The organism is Pseudoxanthobacter sp., assembly GCF_036822375.1.
Lineage (GTDB): Bacteria > Pseudomonadota > Alphaproteobacteria > Rhizobiales > Segnochrobactraceae > Pseudoxanthobacter.
Genome location: NZ_DAISHT010000014.1, coordinates 1288 through 23931, shown reverse-complemented (window position 1 = coordinate 23931; position 22644 = coordinate 1288). Strand labels below are relative to the sequence as shown.

The following is a 22644-nucleotide window of genomic DNA, read 5'->3' as shown; positions in this document are numbered from 1 at the left end:
CCCTCAGGCTGTCTGCACCTTATGCGCGCGGTGCCGCACGGCGAGAATGAGCGCGCAGGCGAGCACGAGCAGCCCGGCCAGCGCCATCGTCGCCCGGCCGCCGATGGCCTCGAACACCACACCGCCCAGCGCCGCGCCAAACGGGGCCGACCCGAAAGTCGCCAGAATATTGAGGGCGATAATGCTGCCGCGCACCTCGCGCGGGGCCCTGGCCTGCGTCGAGGCGTTGCAGTTGACCAGCAGCGACGACATGCCCGCGCCGACCAGCCCCATGACCAGCACAGGCGCGACGGTCAGCACGGGACCGGCGCCGGGCAGCGGCACGGCGAGGCCGAGGCAGCCGAGGCCCAGCACCGCCGCCGACAGCAGCGCCCGCCCCAGTGCATCGGCCGTGTGGACCCAGACATTCAGCAGCGCCGCCGCCAGAGCGCCCACCCCGACGCCTGACAGCAACAGGCCCAGTCCCTCCGCCTGCCAGTGCAGCACGTCCGAGGCATAGAGCGGAACGAGCGCGTTGAGATTGACGAGGGCGCTCGCCGCCACGATCAGCAGCAGGGTATCGAGCAGCACACGGTCGGTCGTCACCCGTCGCAGCGCGCTGAGCATGGTGGCCAGCACATGCCCCTGGCGGCCGGGGTGCGGGGCCGGTTCCGCCGGGCCGGGCAGCAGCAGCACGACGAGCAGCGGCGCCAGCAGAGCAACCGTGGCGGCAAACACCGCCGCCGCACTGACCACACCGAGCAGCAGGCCGGCGATGGCCGGGCCCACCATGCGCGCCGTGTTGAACGTCATGGAATTGAGCGGCGAGACCGCCGCAACCATGTGCTCGCCCGCCAGTTCCGCCGCATAGGCCTGCCGCACCGGTTGCGAGATGGCGTTGAGCGAGCCGTAAACAATGGTGAAGGCCAGCACCGCCCAGTAGTCGACGCCGTGCCAGGCCGCCCACGCCATGACGGCGGAAGACGAGAACTGGGCCACCTGAATCAGCAGCATCAGCCGCTTCTTCGCCACGCGGTCGGCGAAGGCGCCGGCCGGCAGGGTGAACAGCAGCGAAGGCGCAAGCTGCATGGCGACCGTCGCCCCCACCACCGCCGCCGAGCCGGACACCTGCAGCGTGAGCCACGCCAGCGCCGTGGTCTGCATCCATGTGCCGAGCTGAGCCAGCGCATAGGCGATCCAGAAACGGCGATAGAGCGGATCCCGCAGCAGAACGACCGGCCGGACCCTGCCCCCGCGCGACCGCTCAGCCACGATATTCGGCCGCGATGACATGGCGCACATAGCCGGTTGCGAAGCGGCACAGTTCGGTCAGCTGCTCTTCCGTGATCTCGAACAGCTCCAGCGTCGCCGCGCAGGACAGCGGCAGCACGAAATCCGCGCCCTTCGAGCGCGTGGCGGCCGACGACGTGGTGACGTTGTTGATCAGCATGAGCCGGTCGATCGCCCCGGCATTGAAGCGCTGGCTGGAGATCTTGGCGATGGAGGGGAACGCCTTGATCTGCGTCCCCTCGCGATAGACGACCACGCGCAGCTCGTACTTGTGCCCGAAGTGCGGATGCTCCGGGTGGCGGATCATGGCGGTGTCGATGAATTCGCACACCGTATAGGGGAAGCCGTCGATGCGGCCGCCGTAGTTGCGGCGCACGGCGGCAAACGAATCGGCGATACGTTCGTTGATCGTCTCGTCGCTGTCGCCGGGAAACAGGAACTCGATGCCGTGGCCGTGGCCCGTGCCGCACGGCTTGATGACCGCCGGACAATCCTCATCGAGAAAGCGGCGCACCGTCTGGCGCAGGTCCTGCGGATTGTGCGCAAGCGCGAAGTTGATGCGCGGCCGGACGAAGCGATAGGTCTGACCCCGCGCCCGCCCGGCATCGAGAAACGCGTTGGCGAGCCGGTAGGCCACCGCCTTGTCGGCCCCGGCCTCGTAGCAGAAATTGCAGATGAAGAAGTCGGGGCGCTCGATGGCATCCGCCCCGAAAGCATCGCGCAGGTTCAGCACGAAGCGGTCGTTGATGGCCCCTGAAACCTTGCGGCCGCCAAGAACGAGCTGCCCCTCCTCAACCGCGAGGGCCTTCATGAAGGCGTCCATGTAGCCCAGCACGACCACGGCGACGCCGGCATAGGCCTCCGGCGCGCGCACATAATCGTCGAGCGGCACGAGCTGCGCCGGCACGCCGATGTCCCCGAAGCCGGCGATCAGCGCATCCGAATAGAGGATCTTCTCGTAGATCATCGGATTCGGGCCGCCCGCCTTGGTGGAGTTGGCCACCACGATCAGCGGCAGCGGGGCGCCGATCGTGGCCGGCAGGGCGCGGAAATCATCCAGAATCGCCCGCACCGCCCAGTCGGAAATGTTGGTGAGGCCGCCGATGCCGGTGCCGTTCAGCTCCGTCATCTGAAACGTTCTGGCATCGCCGTCCTGCCCCACCAGCACATCCATCGGCGCCACGAAGAAGCCCGTGTGGCCGGGCAGGTCGCCGACATAGGTGGACGATGCCTTCTGCATCCGGAGCACCAGTTCGCCGTCCTGCCGGCGACGGATGGAGGCGCGGTCCTCCAGCTTCTGACCGAGCAGGGACGAGGTGTTGACCAGCGCGGACATGGAGACGCGCAATTCCTCCTCGCCCAGCACCGCCGCACGCACCATCAGCACCGCCGCGCTGATCGCCTGCCCGATGCGGTCCATCCGCGCGATCTGGCGGATGCGCGGCATGGCATCGGCCAGTTCCTCAAAGCTCAGCACGGCATCGAGGACTTCGCAGGCATCCGCCAGGCCGATGAGGATGACCTCGGCGGCATCGGGCACCGTCGTGCCGAGCAGGACCGCGCGCATTTCCGCCCGCAAGGCCGCCATCGGCGCGGCCGGCGTCAGCGCGAAGGAGATGTCCTCCGGCCCGCCCATCGGCACCCAGCCGCCTTCATGGACAAGGAAGCCGCGCTCCTCCAGCCGCACCAGCCCGCAGCGGCGCAGATGCGGACCGAGACCGCAGATTGCCAGCACCCACTCGTCCGCCGTCACGCCGGCCGTGCCGGCGGCCACAAAGCCGAGAACGGAATCGAGGATCGCGTCGCCCGTCGGCGCCGCATCGGTAACGAACACATGCTCTGCGTCGGCATCGACCCGCCCGGCAAGCGTCAGGTCCAGCAGGGCCGCGCCGGCGACGACCGGCCCCATTGCCGCCTCGTTGGCCGATCCGCGCCCGCGGCGGCTCTGAACATGCAGGAGAAGCAGCTTTTCAAGCAGGGTCAGCATCATGGTGTCCATTGTGGCAGCACAGCGCGCCTCGCCAGGCGGCAACCCGCCGGGGGCCGGCAGTCCTGAAAAGGATGCCGCCGTCTGCGTCCGCACCGGCGCTCCTGAGGAACGCAGCCGGTCACGGCTCCGAGACGGCGATCCGGGTCGATTTTTCGGCCTCTGTTCAGTCGGCATGGTGAACAGCCCGCGCAGGCTGCAATGAATCGGCCGGATGAGAAACTTATATTTTATAAGTTGCCTATCGAAGGCGCCATTTATTAGCCTGAAGACCGCGCTTTCAAAGTAATTTCATTTCTTATTTCAGCGCGAGGGCACCCTGAAAATAATCAATAACTCTTCTAAATAAGCAATATTACCTTGCATATGCATTCAGATCGACAGAATTTAAGAGGCCGGACCCGATGACAAAGCAGCTTTGCCCGAAGCGTTGCCGGACCATGGCGCGCCGCAGTCTTGCGCCGATGCTGGGCGCGGCTGTGGTGGCGTTCTCCGTCCTTGCCGCGGACATTCCTGCCCGGGCTGCCGATGCCGCACCGCAGCAGATCACCCTTCGCGCCGGCAGCCTGATCGACGGCCGCGGCGGCGTGCAGAACGATGTGCTGGTCGTAATCGAAGGCGGTCGCATCGCCCGTATCGAGCCGGCTGCCGGCCGCAAGGGCGACTACGACCTGCCCGACATGACGCTGCTGCCGGGCCTGATCGACACCCATGTCCACATCGATTCGCATTTCACGGCCGAGGGCCGCATCGCGAACCCGCTGGAACCCGAACCGGTCGCCGAACTCTACGCCTACGAGAACCTCTACCGAGACCTGATGGGCGGCTTCACCACCGTGCAGGGGCTGCACTCGCTGTCGATCGGCTCGCCTTCCGACAAGCCGCTGCGCGATGCCATCAACCGCGGCGTCATTCCCGGTCCGCGGGTGTTCACCTCGATCGGCGCGATTACGGAGAAGAGCGGCACGCCGGACGAAATCCGGGCGCAGGTGCGCCGGTTCGCAGCCGAAGGCGCCGACGTCATCAAGCTGTTCGCCTCCAAGAGCATCCGCGAGCACGGCCAGCAGACGATGAGCGATGCGCAGATCGCCGCCGCCTGCGGCGAGGCCAGAGCGCTCGGCAAGCGCAGCTGGGTGCACGCCCACAGTCCGCAGGCTGTCACCGCGGCCGTCAACGGCGGCTGCACGACCATTGCCCACGGCAGCGCCATTACCGACAAGGAAATGGACCTGATGGCCGAAAAGGGCGTCTATTTCGAGCCCGAGATCGCCCTCGTCTCGTACAACTACCTTGAAAACAAGAATAAATTTCTCGGAACCTCCAATTATACCGAGGAGGCTTTCGAGATCACACGCAACAGCATTGCCGAAAAGCTGGCGATGTACAAAAAGGCCATCGCCCACAAGAATCTCAGGATCGTGTTCGGCACCGATGCCGGCGCGGGGGCCCACGGCCGGCTGGTGACGGAGCTGATCTATCGCGTTCAGAAGGCCGGCCAGACCCCGATGAGGGCCATTCAGGAGGCGACCGTCAACGCCGCCGGGGCGCTCGGCATGGCCGATCGTATCGGCGCCATTGCGCCGGGCATGGACGCCGACCTGATCGCCGTGAGCGGCGATCCGCTGAAGGACATCACCGCGCTCGCCCGCGTGGCCTTCATCATGCGCGGCGGCAATGTCTATCGCAACACACCGGCAGCCGCTTTGCCGCCGGCAGCGACGCTGCCCGCGCTCTGAGACCAACCTGTTCCGCGGGGTGCGCAGCCGAAGGGGGGTGCACCCCGCGGGGGACGGGAAACCGGGGCGGAGTGGCCGGCGGCCACCGCTGTGCGCCCCCGCGGGGCGGCCCTGAGGCGCCCCGTCCCGGTCCCGTCCTCAGCCTCTCCGGCAGCCGGCAGACGGCGCTGCCGCCTCCCGATCACCAGCGCCGGCCCGGCGCCCGGCAAACTGCGGCTGCGGCGCCGAAAGGCCCGGACCGCCCGTCAAGGTCATTGAAGACATGCCTGTTTCGCCAAAGCCGGTGGCTGCCGCTGCCCTCTGCCTGATGCTGCTTTCGGCCTGCAACGAGAGCAACCAGTATGTGGCGCCGCCGCCGGCGAAGGTGACGGTGGCCACACCGCTGGAAGCGCCGGTCACGCTCTATGCGACCTTCACCGGCAACACCGCCGCCAGCGCCTCGGTCGATCTTGAAGCCCGGGTGCAGGGCTTCCTGACCGCCATCGACTACACCGATGGCGAGGCCGTGCAGAAGGGGAAGGAGCTGTTCCGCATCGAGCAGGCGCCCTATCAGGCCGAGGTGGCGCAGAAGACCGCGATGCTGGACGCAGCCCGCGCGACCCAGACCGATGCCCGGCTCGAATATGACCGGCAGTCGGCGCTGGGCGAACGCGACGTTGCCAGCAAGAGCAAGGTCGACAACGCCAGGGCCGCCCTCGACACCGCCAATGCGCAGGTGGCGGCGGCCGAGGCGAACCTGAAGATCGCCGAGGTCTCGCTCGGCTACACCACCGTGTCCGCCCCGTTCAGCGGCGTGGTGACCCGGCATCTGGCCGATGTCGGCGCGCTGGTCGGCTCGTCCGGGCCGACGAAGCTGGCGACCATCCTTCAGGTCAGCCCGCTCGACATCTATTTCAACATCACGGAACAGCAGCAGCTCGACCTGCGCGACACGCTGGAAAAAGCCGGCAAGACACTGAAGAGCCTGCGCGAGGATGCGCCGGACATGCCGGCCGAAATCCTGCTGTCGTCGGACAGCGACGAGATCTACACCGGCCACATCGATTATATCGCCCCGAACCTCGACCCGCAGACCGGCACGCTGCAAATGCGCGCAACGCTGGAGAACGCGGATATCGCGCTCGTGCCGGGCCTGTTCGTGCGCGTGCGGGTGCCGGTGGGGCGGCTGGAAAAGGCCCTGCTCGTCAACGACACCGCGATCCTGTCGGCGCAGGCCGGCAGCTATGTGATGGTGGTGGGGGCCGACAACGTGGTGGCGCAGCGCTCTGTCACCACCGGGCCGGTGGAAGGCCCGCTGCGGGTCATCACCGCCGGGCTTTCGGCCGGCGACCGGGTGGTCATCGGGGCCATCCAGAAGGCCGTTGCCGGCAACACGGTGCAGCCGGTCGAAGGCGCCATGGCCGCCCTGCCGGCCGGCCAGACCGCGGCCGCGCCGGCCGCCGCCAATCCCTGACGCAACGCAATCCCCGATCCGGCGCAATCTCCAGCCCGGCGCAATCTCCGGCGCAACGGCAGCCCCGAAAGCAGAGCCCATGTTCTCCCGCTTCTTCATCGACCGGCCGGTGCTGTCCAACACGCTGGCGCTGGTGATCGTTCTGGTGGGCGCGCTGTCGCTCCTCACGCTGCCGGTCGCGCAATATCCCGATGTGGTGCCGCCCACCGTGCAGGTCACCGCCACCTATCCCGGCGCCAGCGCCCGCACGGTGATGGACACCGTGGCGCTGCCGGTCGAGCAGGAGGTGAACGGCGTGGAAGGCATGATCTACATGCAGTCCACCAGCGGCAGCGACGGCAGCTACACGCTGACGGTCACCTTCAGCATCGGCACCGATCCCGATACCGCGCAGATTCTGGTGCAGAACCGCGTGGCGCTGGCGGAAGCCCAGCTGCCGGCGGCGGTTTCCGCCCAGGGGCTCAGCGTGAAGAAGAAGTCCACGTCGATCCTGCAGTTCGTGACGCTTTTTTCGCAGGACGGGCGCTACGATAACCTGTTCCTGTCCAACTATGCCACCATCAGCCTGAAGAACGAGCTGGCCCGGCTGCCGGGCGTGGGCGACGTGACGGTGATGGGCGCCGGCGACTATGCCATGCGCATCTGGCTCGATCCCGAGCGCATGCAGGCCTATGGCCTCGTGCCTTCGGACGTGACCGGCGCCATCGCCCTGCAGAGCGCCGAGGTCACCGCCGGCCTCGTCGGCGGCCCCCCGGCCCCGGCCACCGCCAGCTTTCAGTATGTGCTGAACGTCACCGGCCGTTTCAGCGACGTACCGGATTTCGAGTCCATCGTGGTGAAGGTGCTGGACGAGGGCGGCGGCAAGATCGTGCGCGTGCGCGATGTCGGCCGGGTGGAGCTGGGGGCGGCCAGCTACGGCACCACGGCCACGCTCAACGGCAAGCCCTCGGCCGCCATCGCCATCTCGCTGCTGTCCGGCGCCAACGCGCTGAGCGTGGCGGAAAGCGTGAATGCCCGCATGGCGGAGCTGGCGAAAGCCTTTCCCGAAGGGCTGGACTACACCGTTCCGTTCGACAGCACGAAGTTCGTCATCGCCTCGATCGACGAGGTTTACGAGACGCTGATCATCGCCGCCGTTCTGGTGCTGGCGGTCATCCTGCTGTTCCTGCAGGACTGGCGCGCCATGCTGGTGCCGGCCACCACGGTGCCGGTCACCATCGTGGGCGCCTTCGCGGCCATGGCGCTGCTGGGCTATTCCGTCAACACCACCAGCCTGTTCGCCCTCGTGCTGGCCATCGGCATCGTGGTCGACGATGCCATCGTCATCGTCGAGGGCGTGGCCCGGCACATGGAGCGGGGCCTTTCCAGCCGCGATGCGGCGGTGAAGGCAATGTCGGAGCTGACCGGCCCCATCGTCGGCATCACGCTGGTGCTGATGGCGGTGTTCCTGCCGGCCGCGATGATGAGCGGACTGACGGGCCGGATGTATCAGCAGTTCGCCCTCGTCATTGCCGCCACGGCGCTGATCTCGGCGGTGAATGCGGTCACGCTGAAGCCCACCCAGTGCGCCCTGTGGCTGCGCCCGGCGGTGCCGCCGGAGCGGCGCAACATCCTCTGCCGCGCCTTCAACGCCTGCTACGCCCGCTGCGAGGCGGCTTATGTCGCCGTCGTGCGCCGCCTCGTCGCCTTCGCCGCCGTCACCACGCTGGCCGGGCTGGCGCTGATCGGGCTGGCGCTCTGGGGCCTGTCGCAGGTGCCGACGGCCTTCCTGCCGGATGAGGATCAGGGCTATTTCATCGTCGACATCCGCCTGCCGGATGCCGCCTCCGCCCAGCGCACCGCCGCAGTGGTCGACGATGCGGTGGCGCGGGTGCGCAAGGTCGACGGGGTCGACACGGTGATCGGCGTCGCCGGCATTTCGCCGGTCGACAACAATGCCACGCTCTACAATGCCGGCATGCTCTATGTGGTGCTGAAGGACTGGGATGCGCGCAAAACCGCCGATCTCAGCCTGTCGGCCATCGGCGGCCGGGTGCGGGAAACGCTCGGCGAACTCGATACCGCCGTGGCGCAGGTCATGCTGCCGCCGGCCATTCAGGGCATCGGCAACGCCTCCGGCTTCACGCTGATGGCCGAGATGCGCAACGGCAGTGCCGATTTCGCCGCCCTGCAGGACGCCGCCGACCTGCTGGCCGGAAATGCCGCCACCCAGAGCAGCCTTGCCCACGTAACCTCCGCCTTTCAGGGCAGCGTGAAACAACTCCGTCTTGAGGTGGACCGCATCAAGGCCGAGACGCTCGGCGTCACCGTCGGGCAGGTCTTTCAGGCGCTGGAGGCCTATGTCGGTTCGTCCTACGTGAACCAGTTCACCCGCTACAACACGGTCTTTCAGGTCTATGTGCAGGCCGATGCCGCCTACCGGCTTGAGCCCGACGACATTCTGAAGCTGAAGGTCCGCGGCAAGGACGGCAAGATGGTGCCGGTCGGCGCGCTGGCGCGCATCGCGGACGAAGCCGGCCCGCCGCTCATCACGCTCTACAACCTCTATCCGGCGGCCACCATCACGGGGTCTGCCGCCCCGGGCTTCAGTTCCGGCGAGGCCATGAGCCTGATGACCGAGATCGCGCAGAAGACGCTGCCGCCGTCGATGGGCACGGCGTGGACCGCCATGTCCTATCAGGAACAGCTTGTCGGCAACCAGCTCTATGTCGTGTTCGCCATTGCGCTGCTGCTGGTCTATTTCGTGCTCGCCGGACAATACGAAAGCTGGGTGCAGCCGCTCGCCGTCATCCTGTCGGTGCCGCTGACGCTGCTCGGCACCGTCGCTGCGCTGGAAGCGCTCGGCATGTCGAACGACCTCTACACCCAGATCGGCATCGTGCTGCTGATCGCGCTGGCGGCCAAGAACGCCATCCTCATCGTGGAATATGCCCGCGAGATGACGGCGGAAGGCCACGATGCCGCCCGTGCAGCAGTGGAAGCGGCACGGCTGCGCTTCCGCCCGATCCTGATGACGTCGTTCGCCTTCATCCTCGGCATGCTGCCGCTGGCGCTGGCCTCCGGTGCCGGGGCGGGGGCGCGGGTGTCGCTGGGCATCGCGGTGGTCAGCGGCATGCTGGCCTCCACCGGCCTTGCCGTGCTGTTCGTGCCGGCCTTCTTCACGGTGCTGGAGCGGCTCCGCCCCGCCCGGCGCCGTGCGGGCGCCCCGCCGCAGGGCTGAGAACGCGCAGCGGGCGGCAGGCGCAGCAGCCACATGACGGCGCCGGCCGCGTCGGCTATGGTGATGGCGCCGCGGGCGGGCCGGCCGGGGCCGCAGCCAGCCCCGTTACGACCCGTTCTTCAGCAGACCGGCCCGCTGCCAGACCCGTTTCATGCATCAGGTCATCCGCACCGCCCTTCTCGACGCGATTCTGGACGGCGATGCGGCGCGGCTCGTCACCATCGAGGCGCCGGGCGGAAGCGGCAAGTCGACCCTTCTGCGCCAGTTGCAGGCCGCCCTCGCCCGGCGCGGGCAGCGCGCGGTGGTGGCCGATCCCGGCAGCGATGCCGATGCCGCAACCCTTGCCCGCGCGCTCATCGGTGCGCTCGGCGGCGGCGACGCCCCGCCCGCCGGCGCCCTTGCCGGCGAGGACCCGGACAGCCTCGCCGACCGGCTCGCTCAGGCCATGCGGGCCCAGCCGGCACCCGTTCACCTGATCCTCGACGATTTCCACCGCGTGAAATCCCCGGCGACGATCCGCCTGCTCGGCCGGATCGCCGAACTGGAGCCGCCGCCGCCGGTCACGCTGGTGCTCGCCTCCCGCACGCCGGCCGGCCTGCCGGTCTCGCGGCTGCGCGTCGAAGGCCGGCTGGTGGAACTGGGGCCCGGGGCGCTGCGGTTCTCGGAGGCCGAGGCCGAGGCCCTCGGCGCGGCTGGCGGGCCCGGCCGGCCGGCCGGCGGCCCGCTGCCCGATCCGGCGACATGGCGGGCCTTCGCGCGCAAGGTGGATGGCTGGGCGGTGGCCCTGCAACTGGCGCTGCTGCTGCTGCGCGCCCGCACGCTGGACATTGCCGACCTGCTTGGCTTCAGCGGCACCCGGAGCGAGATGGCGGCCTATCTTTCGCAGCGCATCGTCGCCGGCGTGGCACCGGCCGACCGCGCCCTGCTCTGCGCCGCCGCCGCCTTCGAAACACTGCGGCCCGACGTGCTGGCGGCCGCGCTGGGGCCGGCGCCCGCGGCCCGGCTCGCCGGCCTGCTGGAGGCGCTGGCGCTGCCGATGGAAAGCGGCGGACCGCCGGACGAGCGCCGCCTGCACGGCATCGTGGCCGGTTTTCTGGCCGCACAGGCCGCCGCGGGCGGCGTCGATCTGGCCGCGCTGCGCCGGCGCGCCGCCGTCTTTCTGGAACAGCGCGGCGAATGGCGCCGGGCCATCCGCTATGCGCTGCGGTCCGGCGACCTCGCCTTCGCCGCCGGCGTGACGGAGCGCGGCGGCGGCTGGCGGCTCATCTATCGCGGCGGCGACGGCACCGCGCGCCAGTTCGCCGAACTCGCCGCGCTCCCGCCGGCGCACTTCGCCGCCTGCCCGCGCACCGCACTGGGGCTTGCCGTGTCGGCCGCCAAGCGCGGCGAACTCGATCTGGCGCAGGATCTGACCGCCGCCGTTGCCGCCGCGATGCCGGCGGACGACGACACCCTGCCGGCGGAACTGCGGCTGATCGGGGCGCTGATGGACCTCTACGGCGACCGCCCCATTGCGCCGGCAGCCGTGGCCCGGCTGGAGGCAGACATTGCCGATGCGCGGGCCGCCGACCCGGTGCGCCTCGCCCTCACGCAGAACCTGCTGTGCTTCTGTTCGCTGCAGGACGCACGCTTCGGGGCAGCCATTCGCTATGGCCGGCTGTCGGTCGCCACCTTCCGCACCGCCGGTTCGGATTTCGGCGCCGCGCACCTGCCGCTGCATATCGGGCAGGCGGAGTTCCTGTCCGGCCAGAGCGAGAACGCCCGCGCGACGCTGTTGCAGCACGCACAGGACTGCCTGCGCCAGCTCGGCCCCGGCGCCGACCTGACGCTGATGACGAAAGCCCTGCTGGCCGAGGTCGACCTTGAACGCGGGCAGTTTCCCGACGATCCGGCCGAACTGGCGGAGGCCTTTCGCCAGCTCGGCCAGCGCGACAGCTGGTTCGACCCGCTGGCCTCGCTGGTGCAGGCGCGGATGCGGATCGCGCTCGCCCGCGGAGAGGATGCCGATGCCGTGCTGCTGGAGGCCGAGAACATCGCCGGCCGGCGCCGCTACCGCCGCCTTGCCCGCCTGACCGGCCTGCTGCGGGCGGACATGCTGTTGCGGACCGGCCAGCCGGAGGAGGCCGCGCGGCTGCTGGCGCCGGCCCTCCCCGACGACGACGGCGGCGGCGGCCCCGACCCGGTCAACCTGCGTGGGGCGCCGGTCGCCGCACTGCAGGCGCGTCTGGCGCTGGCGCGCGGCGATGCGGGCGGGGCGCTGCGGAGGCTCGATGCGCTGCTCGCCCGCCCCGGCGCGGCCGCCAACGTGCGCCGGCTGACCGGCCTTGTGCTGCTGCGCCTGCGCATCCTGATCGCGGCCGGCGACACGGCGGCGGCCGCCGCCGCGCTGGAGCGGCTGGCGCTCAGCCACCGCACCGATCTCTATTGCCTGCCCTTTGCCGAGGAGGGCGCGGGGCTCGTCCGTTTCGTGCGGGCCCATGCCGATGCTCTGGATCCCGGCTCGCTGGTGCGCCGCCGCCTCGGCCCGGCGCTGGCGCTGGCCGAGCGCCTTGTGCCCGCGGCCGCGGCCGGGACCGGGGCCGGCGCCATCGCCCGCCTCACCGGCAGCGAGGGGGCGGTGCTGCTGCGCCTCGAACAGGGGCTTTCCAACAAGGCGATCGCCCGCGATCTGAAGGTGAGCGAGAACACCGTCAAATATCACCTCACCAACATCTACCAGAAGCTCGGCGCCGGCTCGCGCACCGCGGCGCTGACGCGGGCCCGGCAATCCGGGCTGATGGCGGCGCTGCACCGGCGCGCGGCCAGCCCCTGACCGCAAGGCCGCATCCCACCCGTTCGGGTAGGCAACAGCGGCCGCCGCAGCGGTTACCCTTGCGACCTGAACCGGCGGCGAATCGCGCCGGCCACCCGCGCACACGAGGGGGCGGAACCGTGCACAGCGACACGAGACAGACGGTCGATCCGGTCACGCTGGAGATCGTTCAGGGCAAGCTCCTGTCCATCGTCGACGAGATGGGCATCGTCATGCAGCGCACCAGCATGAGCCCGGTGATCTACGAGGTGCTCGATTTCGCCTGCGGCATCTGCACGGCGGACGCGGAACTGGTGGCCCAGACCAACGGCATCACGCTGTTCACCGGCACCTTCGGCACCCAGTTACGCTCCGTCATCGACACCTATCCCGGCGATGTGCGGCCGGGCGATATCTTCGTCACCAACGATCCCTATCACGGCGGCACCCACGCCTGCGATTTCGCCATCATCCGTCCGGTGTTCTGGCAGGACGGGCTGGTGGCATGGGCGCTGACGGTGGCGCACTGGATCGATGTCGGCGGCGCCGTGCCCGGCAGCCTGCCGCCGGACGCGACCTCCAGCTTTCAGGAAGGGTTGCGGCTCTCGCGCATCCGGCTGGCGCGCGGCGACGTGCTGAACGACGAGATCCTCCGCATCATCCGCGAGAACACCCGCCTGCCGCAGATCGCCATGGGCGACCTCAACGCCCAGATCGCCACGGTGCGCATTGCCGAAACCCGCCTCGAAGAGGTGCTGGCGCGCTATGGCCGGCCGCTGCTGGAAGACAGCTTCGCCGCCCTCATCGACACCGCCGCGCGGCGCGCGCGCGCGGTCATCGCCGCGTTGCCGGACGGCGTCTACGAAGCCACCGACGTGATCGACGGCGACGGCGTCAGCGCGGCACCGATCCCGGTGCGGGTGAAGATCACCATCGCCGGCGACCGGGTGGAAGCCGATTTCACCGGCTGTCCGCCGGCCGTCGCCGGCCCCGTCAACTGCGGCGCCGGTGCGCTGCATTCCGCCGTGAAGTCGGTGTTCAAGGCCATGGTCGCCCCGCACGATCCCTCCAACGAGGGCTGGTTCCGGCCGCTGACGGTGACGGCGCCGCCGGGCACCATCTTCACGGCCGAAAAGCCCGCGCCCACCGGGTGGTATTACGAAGGCTCGGTGCAGGCCTCCGAACTGGTCTGGAAGGCGCTCGCCCCCTTCCTGCCCGACCGCTTCACGGCCGGCTCCTATTCCTCGCTGTGCGTCATTTATCTCTCCGGCCGCACCGCGGCCGGCGAGGAGTTCATCCACATCGAGCCGACCCACGGCGGCTGGGGCGCGGCGGCCGATCAGGATGGCGCCAGCGCGGTGATCTCGCTGACGGACGGCGACACCTACAACTATTCGATCGAGCTTCTGGAGGCGAAGTTCCCGCTGCGGGTGCTGCGCTATGATTTCAACACTGCCGGCGGTGCCGGGGCCGGGCGCTTCCGCGGCGGCTACGGGGTGGTGCGGGAATATGAAACGCTGGCCGACGGCACGGTGCTGACCGGCAGCTTCGGGCGCAACGCCACCCCGCCATGGGGCGTCGCCGGCGGCCATGACGGCTCGCTCAACCGCTTCGAGGTGGTCGAGGCGGCCACCGGCCGCGTCACCGCCTATGGCCGCCTCAGCGAACGGCGGCTGATGAAGGGCGATATCGTGCGCATCGTCACCGGCGGTGGCGGCGGCTGGGGGCCGCCGGCCGGACGCGACCGCGCGGCCATCGCCGCCGACCTGCGCGCCGGACTGATCTCGCCCGCCGCGGCCCGCGACATCTACGGCTATGAGGAGGCGTGAGCGATGATCCGTCTGGCAAGCGACGTGGGCGGCACCTTCACCGACCTTCTGGGCTATGACGAGGCCACCGGCCGGATCTGCGCCTCCAAGAGCCTGACCACCCCGGACGACCAGTCGCGCGGGGTGATGGACACGATCCGCCTTGCCGCCGCCGCCGGCGATCTCGACCCGCAGCGCGTCGGCTTCTTCGTGCATGGCGGCACGACGGTCATCAACGCCATCACCGAGCGCAAGGGCGTGAAGACCGCGCTCGTCACCACCCGCGGCTTCCGCGACGTGCTGGAAATCGGCCGCGGCAACCGGCCCGACCTCTACAACCTGCGCTTCCACAGCCCGGTTCCCTATGTGGAGCGGGCGCTGCGCTTCGAGGTGAGCGAGCGCATCGATGCCGACGGCCGCGTGCACCGCCCGCTCGATGCCGCCGACGTGGCGGCCGCGGCCGCGGCCATCCGCGCCGCCGGCGCAGCGGCCGTGGCAATCCTGTTTCTCAACGCCTATGCCAACCCGGCGCACGAGGCCGAATGCGCGCAGCTTCTGGCAGAAGCCCTGCCGGGGCTGACGATCTGCTGCAGCCACGCCGTCTCCGCGCTGTGGCGCGAATACGAGCGCGCCAACACCGTGGTGCTGAACACCTATGTGAAGCCGATCATCACGCACTATTTCGCCCGTCTGGAGGCACGGCTTGCAGACGGCGGCATCGGCTGCCAGCCCTATGCGATGCTGTCGAACGGCGGCGTCTCGACCTTTCCGCAGGCCGCCGAAACGCCGCTGAACCTCGTCGAATCCGGCCCCTCCGGCGGCATTGCCGGCGCCGCCCGCATCGGCGAACTGCTGGACGAGCCCAACGTACTGGCCTTCGATGTCGGCGGCACCACGGCGAAATGCTCGGTCATCGTCGGCGGCCGGCCGCGCGTCTTCTCCGATTATCGCATGGAGTGGAGCCGCACCTCGCCGGGGTACCCGGTTCAGGTGCCGGTGGTCGATATCGTGGAGATCGGCGCCGGCGGCGGTTCGATTGCCCGCGTCGACGGCTTCGGCGCCCTCACCGTCGGGCCGGAAAGCGCCGGCTCGCGGCCGGGACCGGTGTGCTACGGCCTCGGCGGCACGGAACCGACGGTGACCGACGCCCGGCTGCTGACCGGCGTGATCGACCCGGAGACGTTCGCCGGCGGCCAGATCCGGCTCGACGTGGCCGCCGCCCGGGCAGCGATGGCGGCACTGGGCGCGCGCCTCGGCCTCGATGCCGACCACACCGCACAGGCCATCGTCGATCTGGCGGAAGCCAGCATGATCAACGCGCTGAAGCTGGTGACGATCCAGCGCGGCTATGACCCGCGCGACTTCACGCTGCTGGTCACCGGCGGCGCCGGGCCGCTGTTTGCCGCCAGCCTCGGGCGCGAACTGCGGGCAAGGCGGGTGGTCATTCCGGCCCATGCCGGCGTCTTTTCCGCCTGGGGCATGCTGGCGGCGCGGCCGCGCGCCGACCTGCGCAAGACGTGGTTCCGCCCGCTCGACCGCGCCCACATGGCCGACCTTGAAGCCGAGGTTGCCGCGTTGCGGAAGGCGGCCGGCGCCTGCTTCGGCCACGACACCGGCGCCGGGCCCGCCTGTTCGCTTGCCCTGCAGCTGCGCTATCGCGGGCAGGAACACTCGGTCACCACGGCCATCAGCGACGGACTGCCGCGTAACGGGGCTTCGGGGGAAGACGCACTGGACGAGGCGGCCATTGCCGCCCGCTTCCACGCCGCGCACCGCAAGGCCTATTCCTTCGCCCTGCCGGACACGGCCATCGAGATCACCGGCCTGCACCTCGTCGCCGAACTCGACAGCCCGGTCATCTCCTGTCCGGTGCTCGACACCGGGGGGCTGACGCTGGACGGGGCGCGACGCGGCACCCGGCTGGTGTTCCGCGCCGCCGGAGCGGGGTGGACGCCATGCCCGGTCTTCGAGCGCGATCTGCTGCCCGCCGACGAGCCGGTGGAAGGGCCGGCCCTCATCGAGGAACCGACCACCACGACCCTCGTGCTGGCCGGGCAGATCGCCCACCGCAACGACCGCGGCCTGCTGATCATCCGCCAGAAGGAGACCGCCTGACGGCATGCCTCTCCCTGCGACTGGCCGCGTGAGCGGCCGGTCCGGCCTTATTCCTCCGATTCCCGCGGCGGACGGCCGGAGAGCAGGCCCATGGCGCCGCCGCCCAGCATCGGGGCCGGCGCGGACGGCGCCGGCGGCACCAGCAGTTCGGTGCGCGCGGCCAGAGCGGCGCGGAAACGGCGCGGCGCCACGCCGAACAGCGCTTCGCCAAGGGCGAAGCCCTGCCCCTTCAGTACCTCGCGCCGGCCGGCGATGAGCGCAATGACCGCGGCCGCCTCGGTCGGCGTGCCGGCAAGGCCCGGCTCCTGCGCCACCATCGCTTCCAGCACGGCGAGATCGTTGGCATCGCCCAGAACGTCGCCGAGCCGGTCCAGCGCCGCCCCCACCGCCGGCGTCGCCACCGCAAGCCGCTTGCCGGCGGCCCGCGTCAGGTGCGAGCGGTGCTTGACGAGCTTGCGCCAGGCGTGGACGTTTTCCGCCTCGGGATGGCGCAGCGCCCGGGCCATCGCCCGGCGGCCGTCGCGATAGGCATCGCCCAGCGCATCGATCAGCAGTTCCTCGTCGCCATCTCCGCCGCGCACGCGAAAATCGTCGATGGCGGCGGCGGTGCGCGCCAGCGTTCTGGTGGCATCGTCGAGCGGCAGGTGGCTGTTGCGCCCGTCGGTCGCGCGTGCTGCAAGGCCGGCCACCAGCCGCTCAAGCGGCGCCTCGGCTTCCGGCCCGGCATGAAGCACCAGCGCCCGGGCCGTTTCTACCGCCACGTCGGCATCCCGCGTGGCCGACAGCAGGCGGGCGGCATCGCGGATGCGGCGGCGCTCGCGCTCCGCCCGCCGGCCCACGGCCGGCGCCAGCGCCACCAGAAAGCTGCGCGCCCGCTTCAGCCGGCGGCGGGCGATGTGCACGCGCTCCTCGGGCGTCTCGCCGGCATCGTGCAGAGCGTCGATCGCCGCCGCCAGTTCCCGCCGCAGCAAGCGCTCCAGCCCCTGGGACACCGATTCCTGACGCTTCAGACGCGAACTCATCCCAGCTTTCTCCCGACGCAGTGCTTCCGGCGATGCGGCCCGCCGGCCGTCCGGCGGCACGGCCGCCGTGCACCGCGGTTCACGTCCTGTCCATTAGCCGCCGTCGATTACGGCCGCACGACATCTCAGGCCGCCGCCTCCGGGCCCGGCAGCGGGCAGGCAACGCCCGTGCCTTTCAGGCCGCAATAGCCGTCCGGGTATTTGGCCAGATATTGCTGATGGTCGTCCTCGGCATAATAGAACGGCCCGGCGGCCGCGATTTCGGTCGTGACCGGCCCGAGGCCGCGACTTTTCAGCGCCGCGTCATAGGCCGCCCGCGCTGCGGCGGCCGCAGCCGCCTGCTGCGGCCCGGCGGTGAGAATGACCGACCGGTACTGCGTGCCGATATCGTTGCCCTGACGCATGCCCTGCGTGGGGTCGTGCGCCTCGAAGAACACCCGCAGCAGGCGGTCGTAGGACACCGCCCCGGGATCGAATACCACGCGCACCACCTCCGCGTGGCCGGTCAGGCCGCTGCACACCTCGCGATAGGTCGGGTTGGGCGTCAGGCCGCCGGCATAGCCGACCGCGGTGACCCACACCCCCGGCAGCCGCCAGAACAGCCGCTCCGCCCCCCAGAAACAGCCGAGGCCGAATTCCGCCACCTCCAGCCCCTGCGGCCATGGCGGCGTCAGCGGCCGGCCGGTGACGAAATGCGGCCGCGGCGGGGGAAGCGGCTCTGCCCGGCCCGGCAGCGCCTGAGCGGCCGCGGGCAACATCATCCTGAATATGCTCATGTTGTGTGTGCTCTGCCAGAAAGGGCCATGTCGCGCCTCCGCACCGCTCGCGCGCCAGACAAGGAAAAACAGGGCGGCCGTGGCGCACCGCGCATTGCCCGGTGCCGGACGGCGGACCACGCTCTGCCGCTCAAGATAGGTCGCGCCGCAGGGCGGCGAAAGGGCGCACCGGCCGGAGAGGGCCCGCAGGCCGGGAAAGAGCCCGCTTCCGGTCTTGTTTTTGCCAAGAACCGGACGATGGAGTATCAAGAAGCCTGCTGCCGATCCACTGCTGTGCACGCACCGGGCGCGCTGTCCCGCGCTGCCACGGCGGCGACAGGCCATGCCACCGGCCGGCGGGGTGTCGCCGGATGCCGGCGGCCGGCGTCGCGACCGGCAGGCCTATCTGCCGGCAAGTCCATCTGCCGGCAAGTTCTGCCCTGCCGGCAAGTTCTGCCCGTGCCTTCGCGTCTTCCGTTCGTGCCTGCTGTTTGTTCGTGCCTTCGCGCCCCGCCCGTGCCGTCCGTGCCTGCTCAACCCGGAGGGAGCCTGTTGCCCGCCCACCGCGCCTTTTCCCTGCTTCTGGCGACGGCCCTGATCTTTGCCGCCGCGGTCGCCAGCCTCAGCCCGGCCCGGGCCGACATCGGCTCCTATATCGTGGTCGACCAGCGCACCGGCGCCGTTCTGGCCGACGGCGATCCGTTCCAGCCATGGTATCCCGCCTCCATCACCAAGCTGATGACGGCCTATGTCACCTTCCGCGCCATCCGCGCCGGGCGGCTGACATTGCAGAGCCCGGTGACCATGACCGCCAACGCGGCCGGCCAGTCGCCGAGCAAGATGGGCTTCAGGCCCGGCACCGTGGTGACGGTCGACAACGCCCTGAAGATGGTCATCGTCAAGTCGGCCAACGACATGGCCATGGCGCTGGGCGAAACCGTGGGCGGCAGCGAAAGCGCCTTCGTGGCGGAGATGAACCGCGAGGCCGCCCGCCTCGGCATGACGCGCACCCGTTTCCAGAACCCCAACGGCCTGCCGGACGACGCGCAGGTGACGACGGCGCGCGACATGGCGGTGCTGGCGAGCGCCATCCTCAACGAGTTTCCCGAGCACCGCGGGCTGTTTTCCATCACCGGGCTCAAGCTCGGCGGCAGCGTCATCCGCACCCACAACCGGTTCGTCGAGCGCTTTCAGGGCGGCGACGGCATGAAGACCGGCTTCATCTGCAATGCCGGCTTCAATGTCGTGGCCACGGCCACCCGCGGCGGGCGCACGCTGATCGCGGTGGTGCTTGGAGCCTACAGCGCCCGCGAACGCGACGAATTCGCCGCCCGGCTGATGACCGAGAGCTTCCGCCGCCGCGCGTCCAGCCCCACGCTGGCCACCTTCCGCAATCCGCCGGGCCTGCCGGCGCCGCTCAGCCGCAAGGCGGCCGTGTGCGGCGGCCAGCGCCCGGCGCCGGGCGAGGGGCAGGTGCTGACATCGCTGACCAACCCCAATGCGGTGGAACTGTCGTGGGTGGCCGCGCCTCCGCAGCCGAAGAAGAAGAAGGGCGAGAAGGCCGCCGCGGCTCCGGCGCAGCCCACCTTTCTGGAAACCACGGCCCGCTACAGCCGGCCGCTGGTGCCGGTCTTCATCGGCCTGTCGCCGGATGCCCCGCAGGCGACCGCAGTTGCGGCCGGCGGCGACGACGACGATGACGGGCCGGCGGTGGCCGCTCCGGCCCTGACGACGCAGCAGAAGGCCTCGCCGGCCGCAAGCGCCGCGGCGAAGGCGGCGCGGGCGGCGCTGGGGCGCGCCCCGGCCGGCGACGGTGCCGGGCCGGCAGCCGCCGTGGTGGGGCAGGCGATCGCCGCGGAGGCCCCGGCCGCCAGGTCCATTGCCTCGGCAGCGGAGCCCGGTGTATCCGTGCCGCTCAACCTGCTGCCGCCGTCGATGCTGAATCCGGCGCCCGCGCCCTGACGCGCCAGACCGGAAAAGGGAACCGCCATGCAGGACCAAGCTGTGCAGGGCCAAGCCGTGCCTGATCCGGCCGTGCCGGAGCAGGCCGCCGCAACCGGTGCCGGCACGCCTGCCGCCCGGCCGCGGCGCGCGCCGATCCCGGTCAACGTCATCACCGGCTTTCTCGGGGCCGGCAAGACCACCCTGCTGAACCGGCTGCTGGTCAGCCCGGCGCTGAAGAACACCGCCATCATCATCAACGAGTTCGGCGAGATCGGGCTCGATCACCTGTTCGTCACCCGCGCCGGCGACGGCATCGTGGAGCTTTCCAACGGCTGCCTGTGCTGCACGGTGCGCGGCGAACTGGTCTCCACGCTGGAAGGTTTCCTGCGCGATCTCGATAACGGCCGCCTCGCTGCGCTTGACCGGGTGGTGATCGAAACCACCGGCCTCGCCGATCCGGCGCCGGTGCTGCACGCGGTGCTGCTGCATCCCTACCTGTCGCGGCGCTACCGGGTGGAAGGCGTGGTGACGGTGGTCGATGCCGTGAACGGCGCGGCGACACTCGACAATCACCTTGAGGCCGTGAAGCAGGTGGCGATGGCCGACCGGCTGGTGCTGACCAAGACCGCGCTTGCCCACGACCTCGGCGCCGATCCGCTGCTGCTCGCCCGCCGCCTTGCCGAGCTCAACCCCGCGGCGCCGGTGATCGATGCCGACCGCGATGCCCTGACCCCCGGCAGCCTGTTCGACTGCGGCCTGTTCGACCCCGCCACCAAGATTCCCGATGTGGCGCGCTGGCTCGCCGGCGAGCGCTACGGCCCGCAGGGCGGCCATCACCATCACGACCATGACCATGACCATGACCATGACCATGACCATGACCATGACCATGACCATGCGGGCCACGGTCACGGCCACGACGTCAACCGCCACGATGCACGCATCCGCGCGTTCTCGATGACGACCGACCGGCCGATCCCGATGGCCGTGCTCGACATGTTCCTCGACCTGCTGCGCTCGCAGCACGGCCCGAAGCTGCTGCGCATGAAGGGCATCGTGAACGTGGCCGAAAGCCCGGACCGCCCGCTGGTGATCCACGGCGTGCAGCATGTGCTGCACCCGCCGCAGGCGCTCGACGGCTGGCCGGACGACGATCACCGCTCGCGGCTGGTGTTCATCACCTGCGACCTGCCGGAGGGCTTCGTGCGCGGGCTGTTCGATGCCTTCACCGGCGCCGTTGCCCCCGACACCCCGGACCGCACCGCGCTGACGGATAATCCGCTCGCCGTGCCGGGCGTGCGCTTCGGCGGCTGAAGACAGCGCGCGGATTCTGATCCGGATCAAAGCAGTTTGCGGCATTCCGGGTCTTTGCTGATGATCGGCCACGCCAATAAGGAGGTCGATCATGACCCACGCTCTTGCGCTGCATCAGAACACGCTGGTGGTGGTCGCCGACGGACACAAGGCGCTGTTTCTGCGCAATGCCGGCGACGAAGTCTTTCCGAACCTGAAGGTGGAGCAGACGCTGCAGGCGCCCGCCAACCCGCCGACCCGCGAACAGGGCACTGACCGGCCCGGCCGTGTGCGGGTGGCGGAGGTGCGCTCAAGCGTCGAGGCCACGGACTGGCATGCCCGCGCCGAGGAGGCCTTCGCCGAAGAGGTGATGGCCGAGGTTGCGGCCCTGCATCAGGCGGGCCGCTGCGCCCGGCTCGTGCTGGTGGCCCCCCCGCGCATGCTGGCGAGCCTGCGAAGCCACACCGGCAGCACCGCCGACGCGGTGGTGGCCGAGCTCGACAAGGACCTCACCAACGAGCCCGTGTTCGAGATCGAGACCTACCTGAAAGCGCTGCACTGAGCGGCCCGCCGGCGACAGCCGGTCAGGGGGGGAACCGGCCGGCCGATTGCCGGCTGTGCGGCCGCATCAGGCAGCCCCCGTCGCCGCCGCAAGGCTGGCGGCGGGGGAATTGAAGTGGCGCCGGAACCTTATGCCTTATGCCCCGGCCCCCTGTGCCGGGACACGCCGGTGTCAGGACGAGCCGGTGTTATGACGCGCGTGTGCCATAACGTGCCGGCACGACGCGCCTGTATGACGCGCCGGTATCCGGTGTGACGCGCCGGCATGATACGCCGCGGGATGACGCGCGGGCATGGCGTCCGGGCGCCGTCGCCTCAGGCATCGCCAGAGGCCGCGCCTGAGAGCCCGGGGCACCTGAGAGCCCGGGAGAGAGGCCTCACTCGCCGGAGAGCGACGTGCGAGCGATCGCGGCTTTTCGGAGATCGCCCACGGATCGCGCATGCCGGGTCGCTCCCGGCGCGCGACGCCGGTGCTTTTCCCGGGCCTCTGCATTTTCCCGGAAACTCTTCGCAGCCGCTCCTGACAGCCTCCCGACGGTTGGCGGGCTCCTGCCTGACGAACTCCTGCCGGTTGCGGGCTTCTGCCGGAAGTCCACCTTTTCAGGCGCCGCGGCCCCGCCTGCGCACCGGCCATGCCGCAACCGGGCGGCCGCGCCTTTTCAGCGGCCTTCGGGCAAAGGACGGCAGGCA

General features: G+C 70.1%; 13 protein-coding genes. 9 read left to right on the top strand and 4 right to left on the bottom strand.

Going from position 1 to position 22644, the window contains the following annotated elements; translation table 11 throughout:
- Positions 1 to 3: 3 nt before the first annotated feature.
- Positions 4 to 1272, bottom strand: a complete 1269-nt coding sequence (locus tag V7067_RS03085) for an MFS transporter (protein ID WP_334174409.1) — start codon at positions 1270 to 1272, stop codon at positions 4 to 6.
- On the bottom strand, positions 1244 to 3259 hold the full coding sequence (locus tag V7067_RS03080) for a GPP34 family phosphoprotein (RefSeq protein ID WP_334174408.1): 2016 nt from the start codon (positions 3257 to 3259) through the stop codon (positions 1244 to 1246). Before V7067_RS03080 ends, V7067_RS03085 begins: the two co-directional genes overlap by 29 nt.
- A gap of 437 nt (positions 3260 to 3696) precedes the next feature.
- Between V7067_RS03080 and V7067_RS03075 the strand changes: the two genes are divergently transcribed.
- The 6 genes from V7067_RS03075 (at position 3697) to V7067_RS03050 (ending at position 16379) form a co-directional block, all read left to right on the top strand.
- The gene (locus V7067_RS03075) at positions 3697 to 4992 is read left to right on the top strand and encodes an amidohydrolase family protein (protein WP_334174407.1); all 1296 of its coding nucleotides are present in this window, start codon (positions 3697 to 3699) and stop codon (positions 4990 to 4992) included.
- Between the two features lie 262 nt (positions 4993 to 5254).
- A complete protein-coding gene (locus V7067_RS03070) occupies positions 5255 to 6445 on the top strand; it encodes an efflux RND transporter periplasmic adaptor subunit (protein ID WP_334174406.1) in 1191 nt (396 codons plus the stop codon).
- A 79-nt stretch (positions 6446 to 6524) separates the two neighbouring features.
- Positions 6525 to 9665, top strand: coding sequence for an efflux RND transporter permease subunit (locus V7067_RS03065; protein ID WP_334174405.1), 3141 nt, complete (start codon positions 6525 to 6527; stop codon positions 9663 to 9665).
- A gap of 151 nt (positions 9666 to 9816) precedes the next feature.
- Positions 9817 to 12477, top strand: a complete 2661-nt coding sequence (locus tag V7067_RS03060; RefSeq protein ID WP_334174404.1) for a LuxR C-terminal-related transcriptional regulator — start codon at positions 9817 to 9819, stop codon at positions 12475 to 12477.
- Positions 12478 to 12596: 119 nt separating this feature from the next.
- Positions 12597 to 14285 carry a hydantoinase B/oxoprolinase family protein gene (locus tag V7067_RS03055; protein WP_334174403.1) on the top strand — a complete coding sequence of 563 codons (1689 nt, stop codon included), beginning with the start codon at positions 12597 to 12599 and terminating at the stop codon, positions 14283 to 14285.
- A 3-nt stretch (positions 14286 to 14288) separates the two neighbouring features.
- The gene (locus V7067_RS03050; RefSeq protein ID WP_334174402.1) at positions 14289 to 16379 is read left to right on the top strand and encodes a hydantoinase/oxoprolinase family protein; all 2091 of its coding nucleotides are present in this window, start codon (positions 14289 to 14291) and stop codon (positions 16377 to 16379) included.
- 47 nt (positions 16380 to 16426) lie between these two features.
- Here the strand turns inward: V7067_RS03050 and V7067_RS03045 are convergent, their stop codons facing one another.
- Positions 16427 to 17401, bottom strand: a complete 975-nt coding sequence (locus tag V7067_RS03045; RefSeq protein WP_334174401.1) for a CHAD domain-containing protein — start codon at positions 17399 to 17401, stop codon at positions 16427 to 16429.
- A 125-nt stretch (positions 17402 to 17526) separates the two neighbouring features.
- Positions 17527 to 18177 carry a peptide-methionine (S)-S-oxide reductase MsrA gene (gene msrA / locus V7067_RS03040; protein ID WP_334174400.1) on the bottom strand — a complete coding sequence of 217 codons (651 nt, stop codon included), beginning with the start codon at positions 18175 to 18177 and terminating at the stop codon, positions 17527 to 17529.
- Between the two features lie 531 nt (positions 18178 to 18708).
- Here msrA and V7067_RS03035 point away from each other — a divergent pair.
- From V7067_RS03035 to V7067_RS03025, 3 genes are all read left to right on the top strand, one after another.
- Positions 18709 to 20118: a D-alanyl-D-alanine carboxypeptidase family protein gene (locus tag V7067_RS03035; protein WP_334174399.1), complete on the top strand. Its 1410-nt coding sequence runs from the start codon at positions 18709 to 18711 to the stop codon at positions 20116 to 20118.
- Between the two features lie 135 nt (positions 20119 to 20253).
- Positions 20254 to 21414: a GTP-binding protein gene (locus V7067_RS03030; RefSeq protein WP_334174419.1), complete on the top strand. Its 1161-nt coding sequence runs from the start codon at positions 20254 to 20256 to the stop codon at positions 21412 to 21414.
- Positions 21415 to 21505: 91 nt separating this feature from the next.
- Complete coding sequence (locus V7067_RS03025; RefSeq protein ID WP_334174398.1) at positions 21506 to 21955, top strand: host attachment family protein; 450 nt, start codon at positions 21506 to 21508, stop codon at positions 21953 to 21955.
- The last annotated feature ends 689 nt before the right edge of the window (positions 21956 to 22644 follow it).

Excerpts from the sequence above, each read along its gene's own strand:
- V7067_RS03045 (WP_334174401.1), bottom strand. The coding sequence starts at position 17,401 with ATGAGTTCGCGTCTGAAGCGTCAGGAATCGGTGTCCCAGGGGCTGGAG.
- V7067_RS03025 (WP_334174398.1), top strand. The coding sequence starts at position 21,506 with ATGACCCACGCTCTTGCGCTGCATCAGAACACGCTGGTGGTGGTCGCC.
- V7067_RS03080 (WP_334174408.1), bottom strand. The coding sequence starts at position 3,259 with ATGATGCTGACCCTGCTTGAAAAGCTGCTTCTCCTGCATGTTCAGAGC.
- V7067_RS03075 (WP_334174407.1), top strand. The coding sequence starts at position 3,697 with ATGGCGCGCCGCAGTCTTGCGCCGATGCTGGGCGCGGCTGTGGTGGCG.
- V7067_RS03060 (WP_334174404.1), top strand. The coding sequence starts at position 9,817 with ATGCATCAGGTCATCCGCACCGCCCTTCTCGACGCGATTCTGGACGGC.
- V7067_RS03070 (WP_334174406.1), top strand. The coding sequence starts at position 5,255 with ATGCCTGTTTCGCCAAAGCCGGTGGCTGCCGCTGCCCTCTGCCTGATG.
- msrA (WP_334174400.1), bottom strand. The coding sequence starts at position 18,177 with ATGAGCATATTCAGGATGATGTTGCCCGCGGCCGCTCAGGCGCTGCCG.
- V7067_RS03050 (WP_334174402.1), top strand. The coding sequence starts at position 14,289 with ATGATCCGTCTGGCAAGCGACGTGGGCGGCACCTTCACCGACCTTCTG.
- V7067_RS03065 (WP_334174405.1), top strand. The coding sequence starts at position 6,525 with ATGTTCTCCCGCTTCTTCATCGACCGGCCGGTGCTGTCCAACACGCTG.
- V7067_RS03085 (WP_334174409.1), bottom strand. The coding sequence starts at position 1,272 with ATGTCATCGCGGCCGAATATCGTGGCTGAGCGGTCGCGCGGGGGCAGG.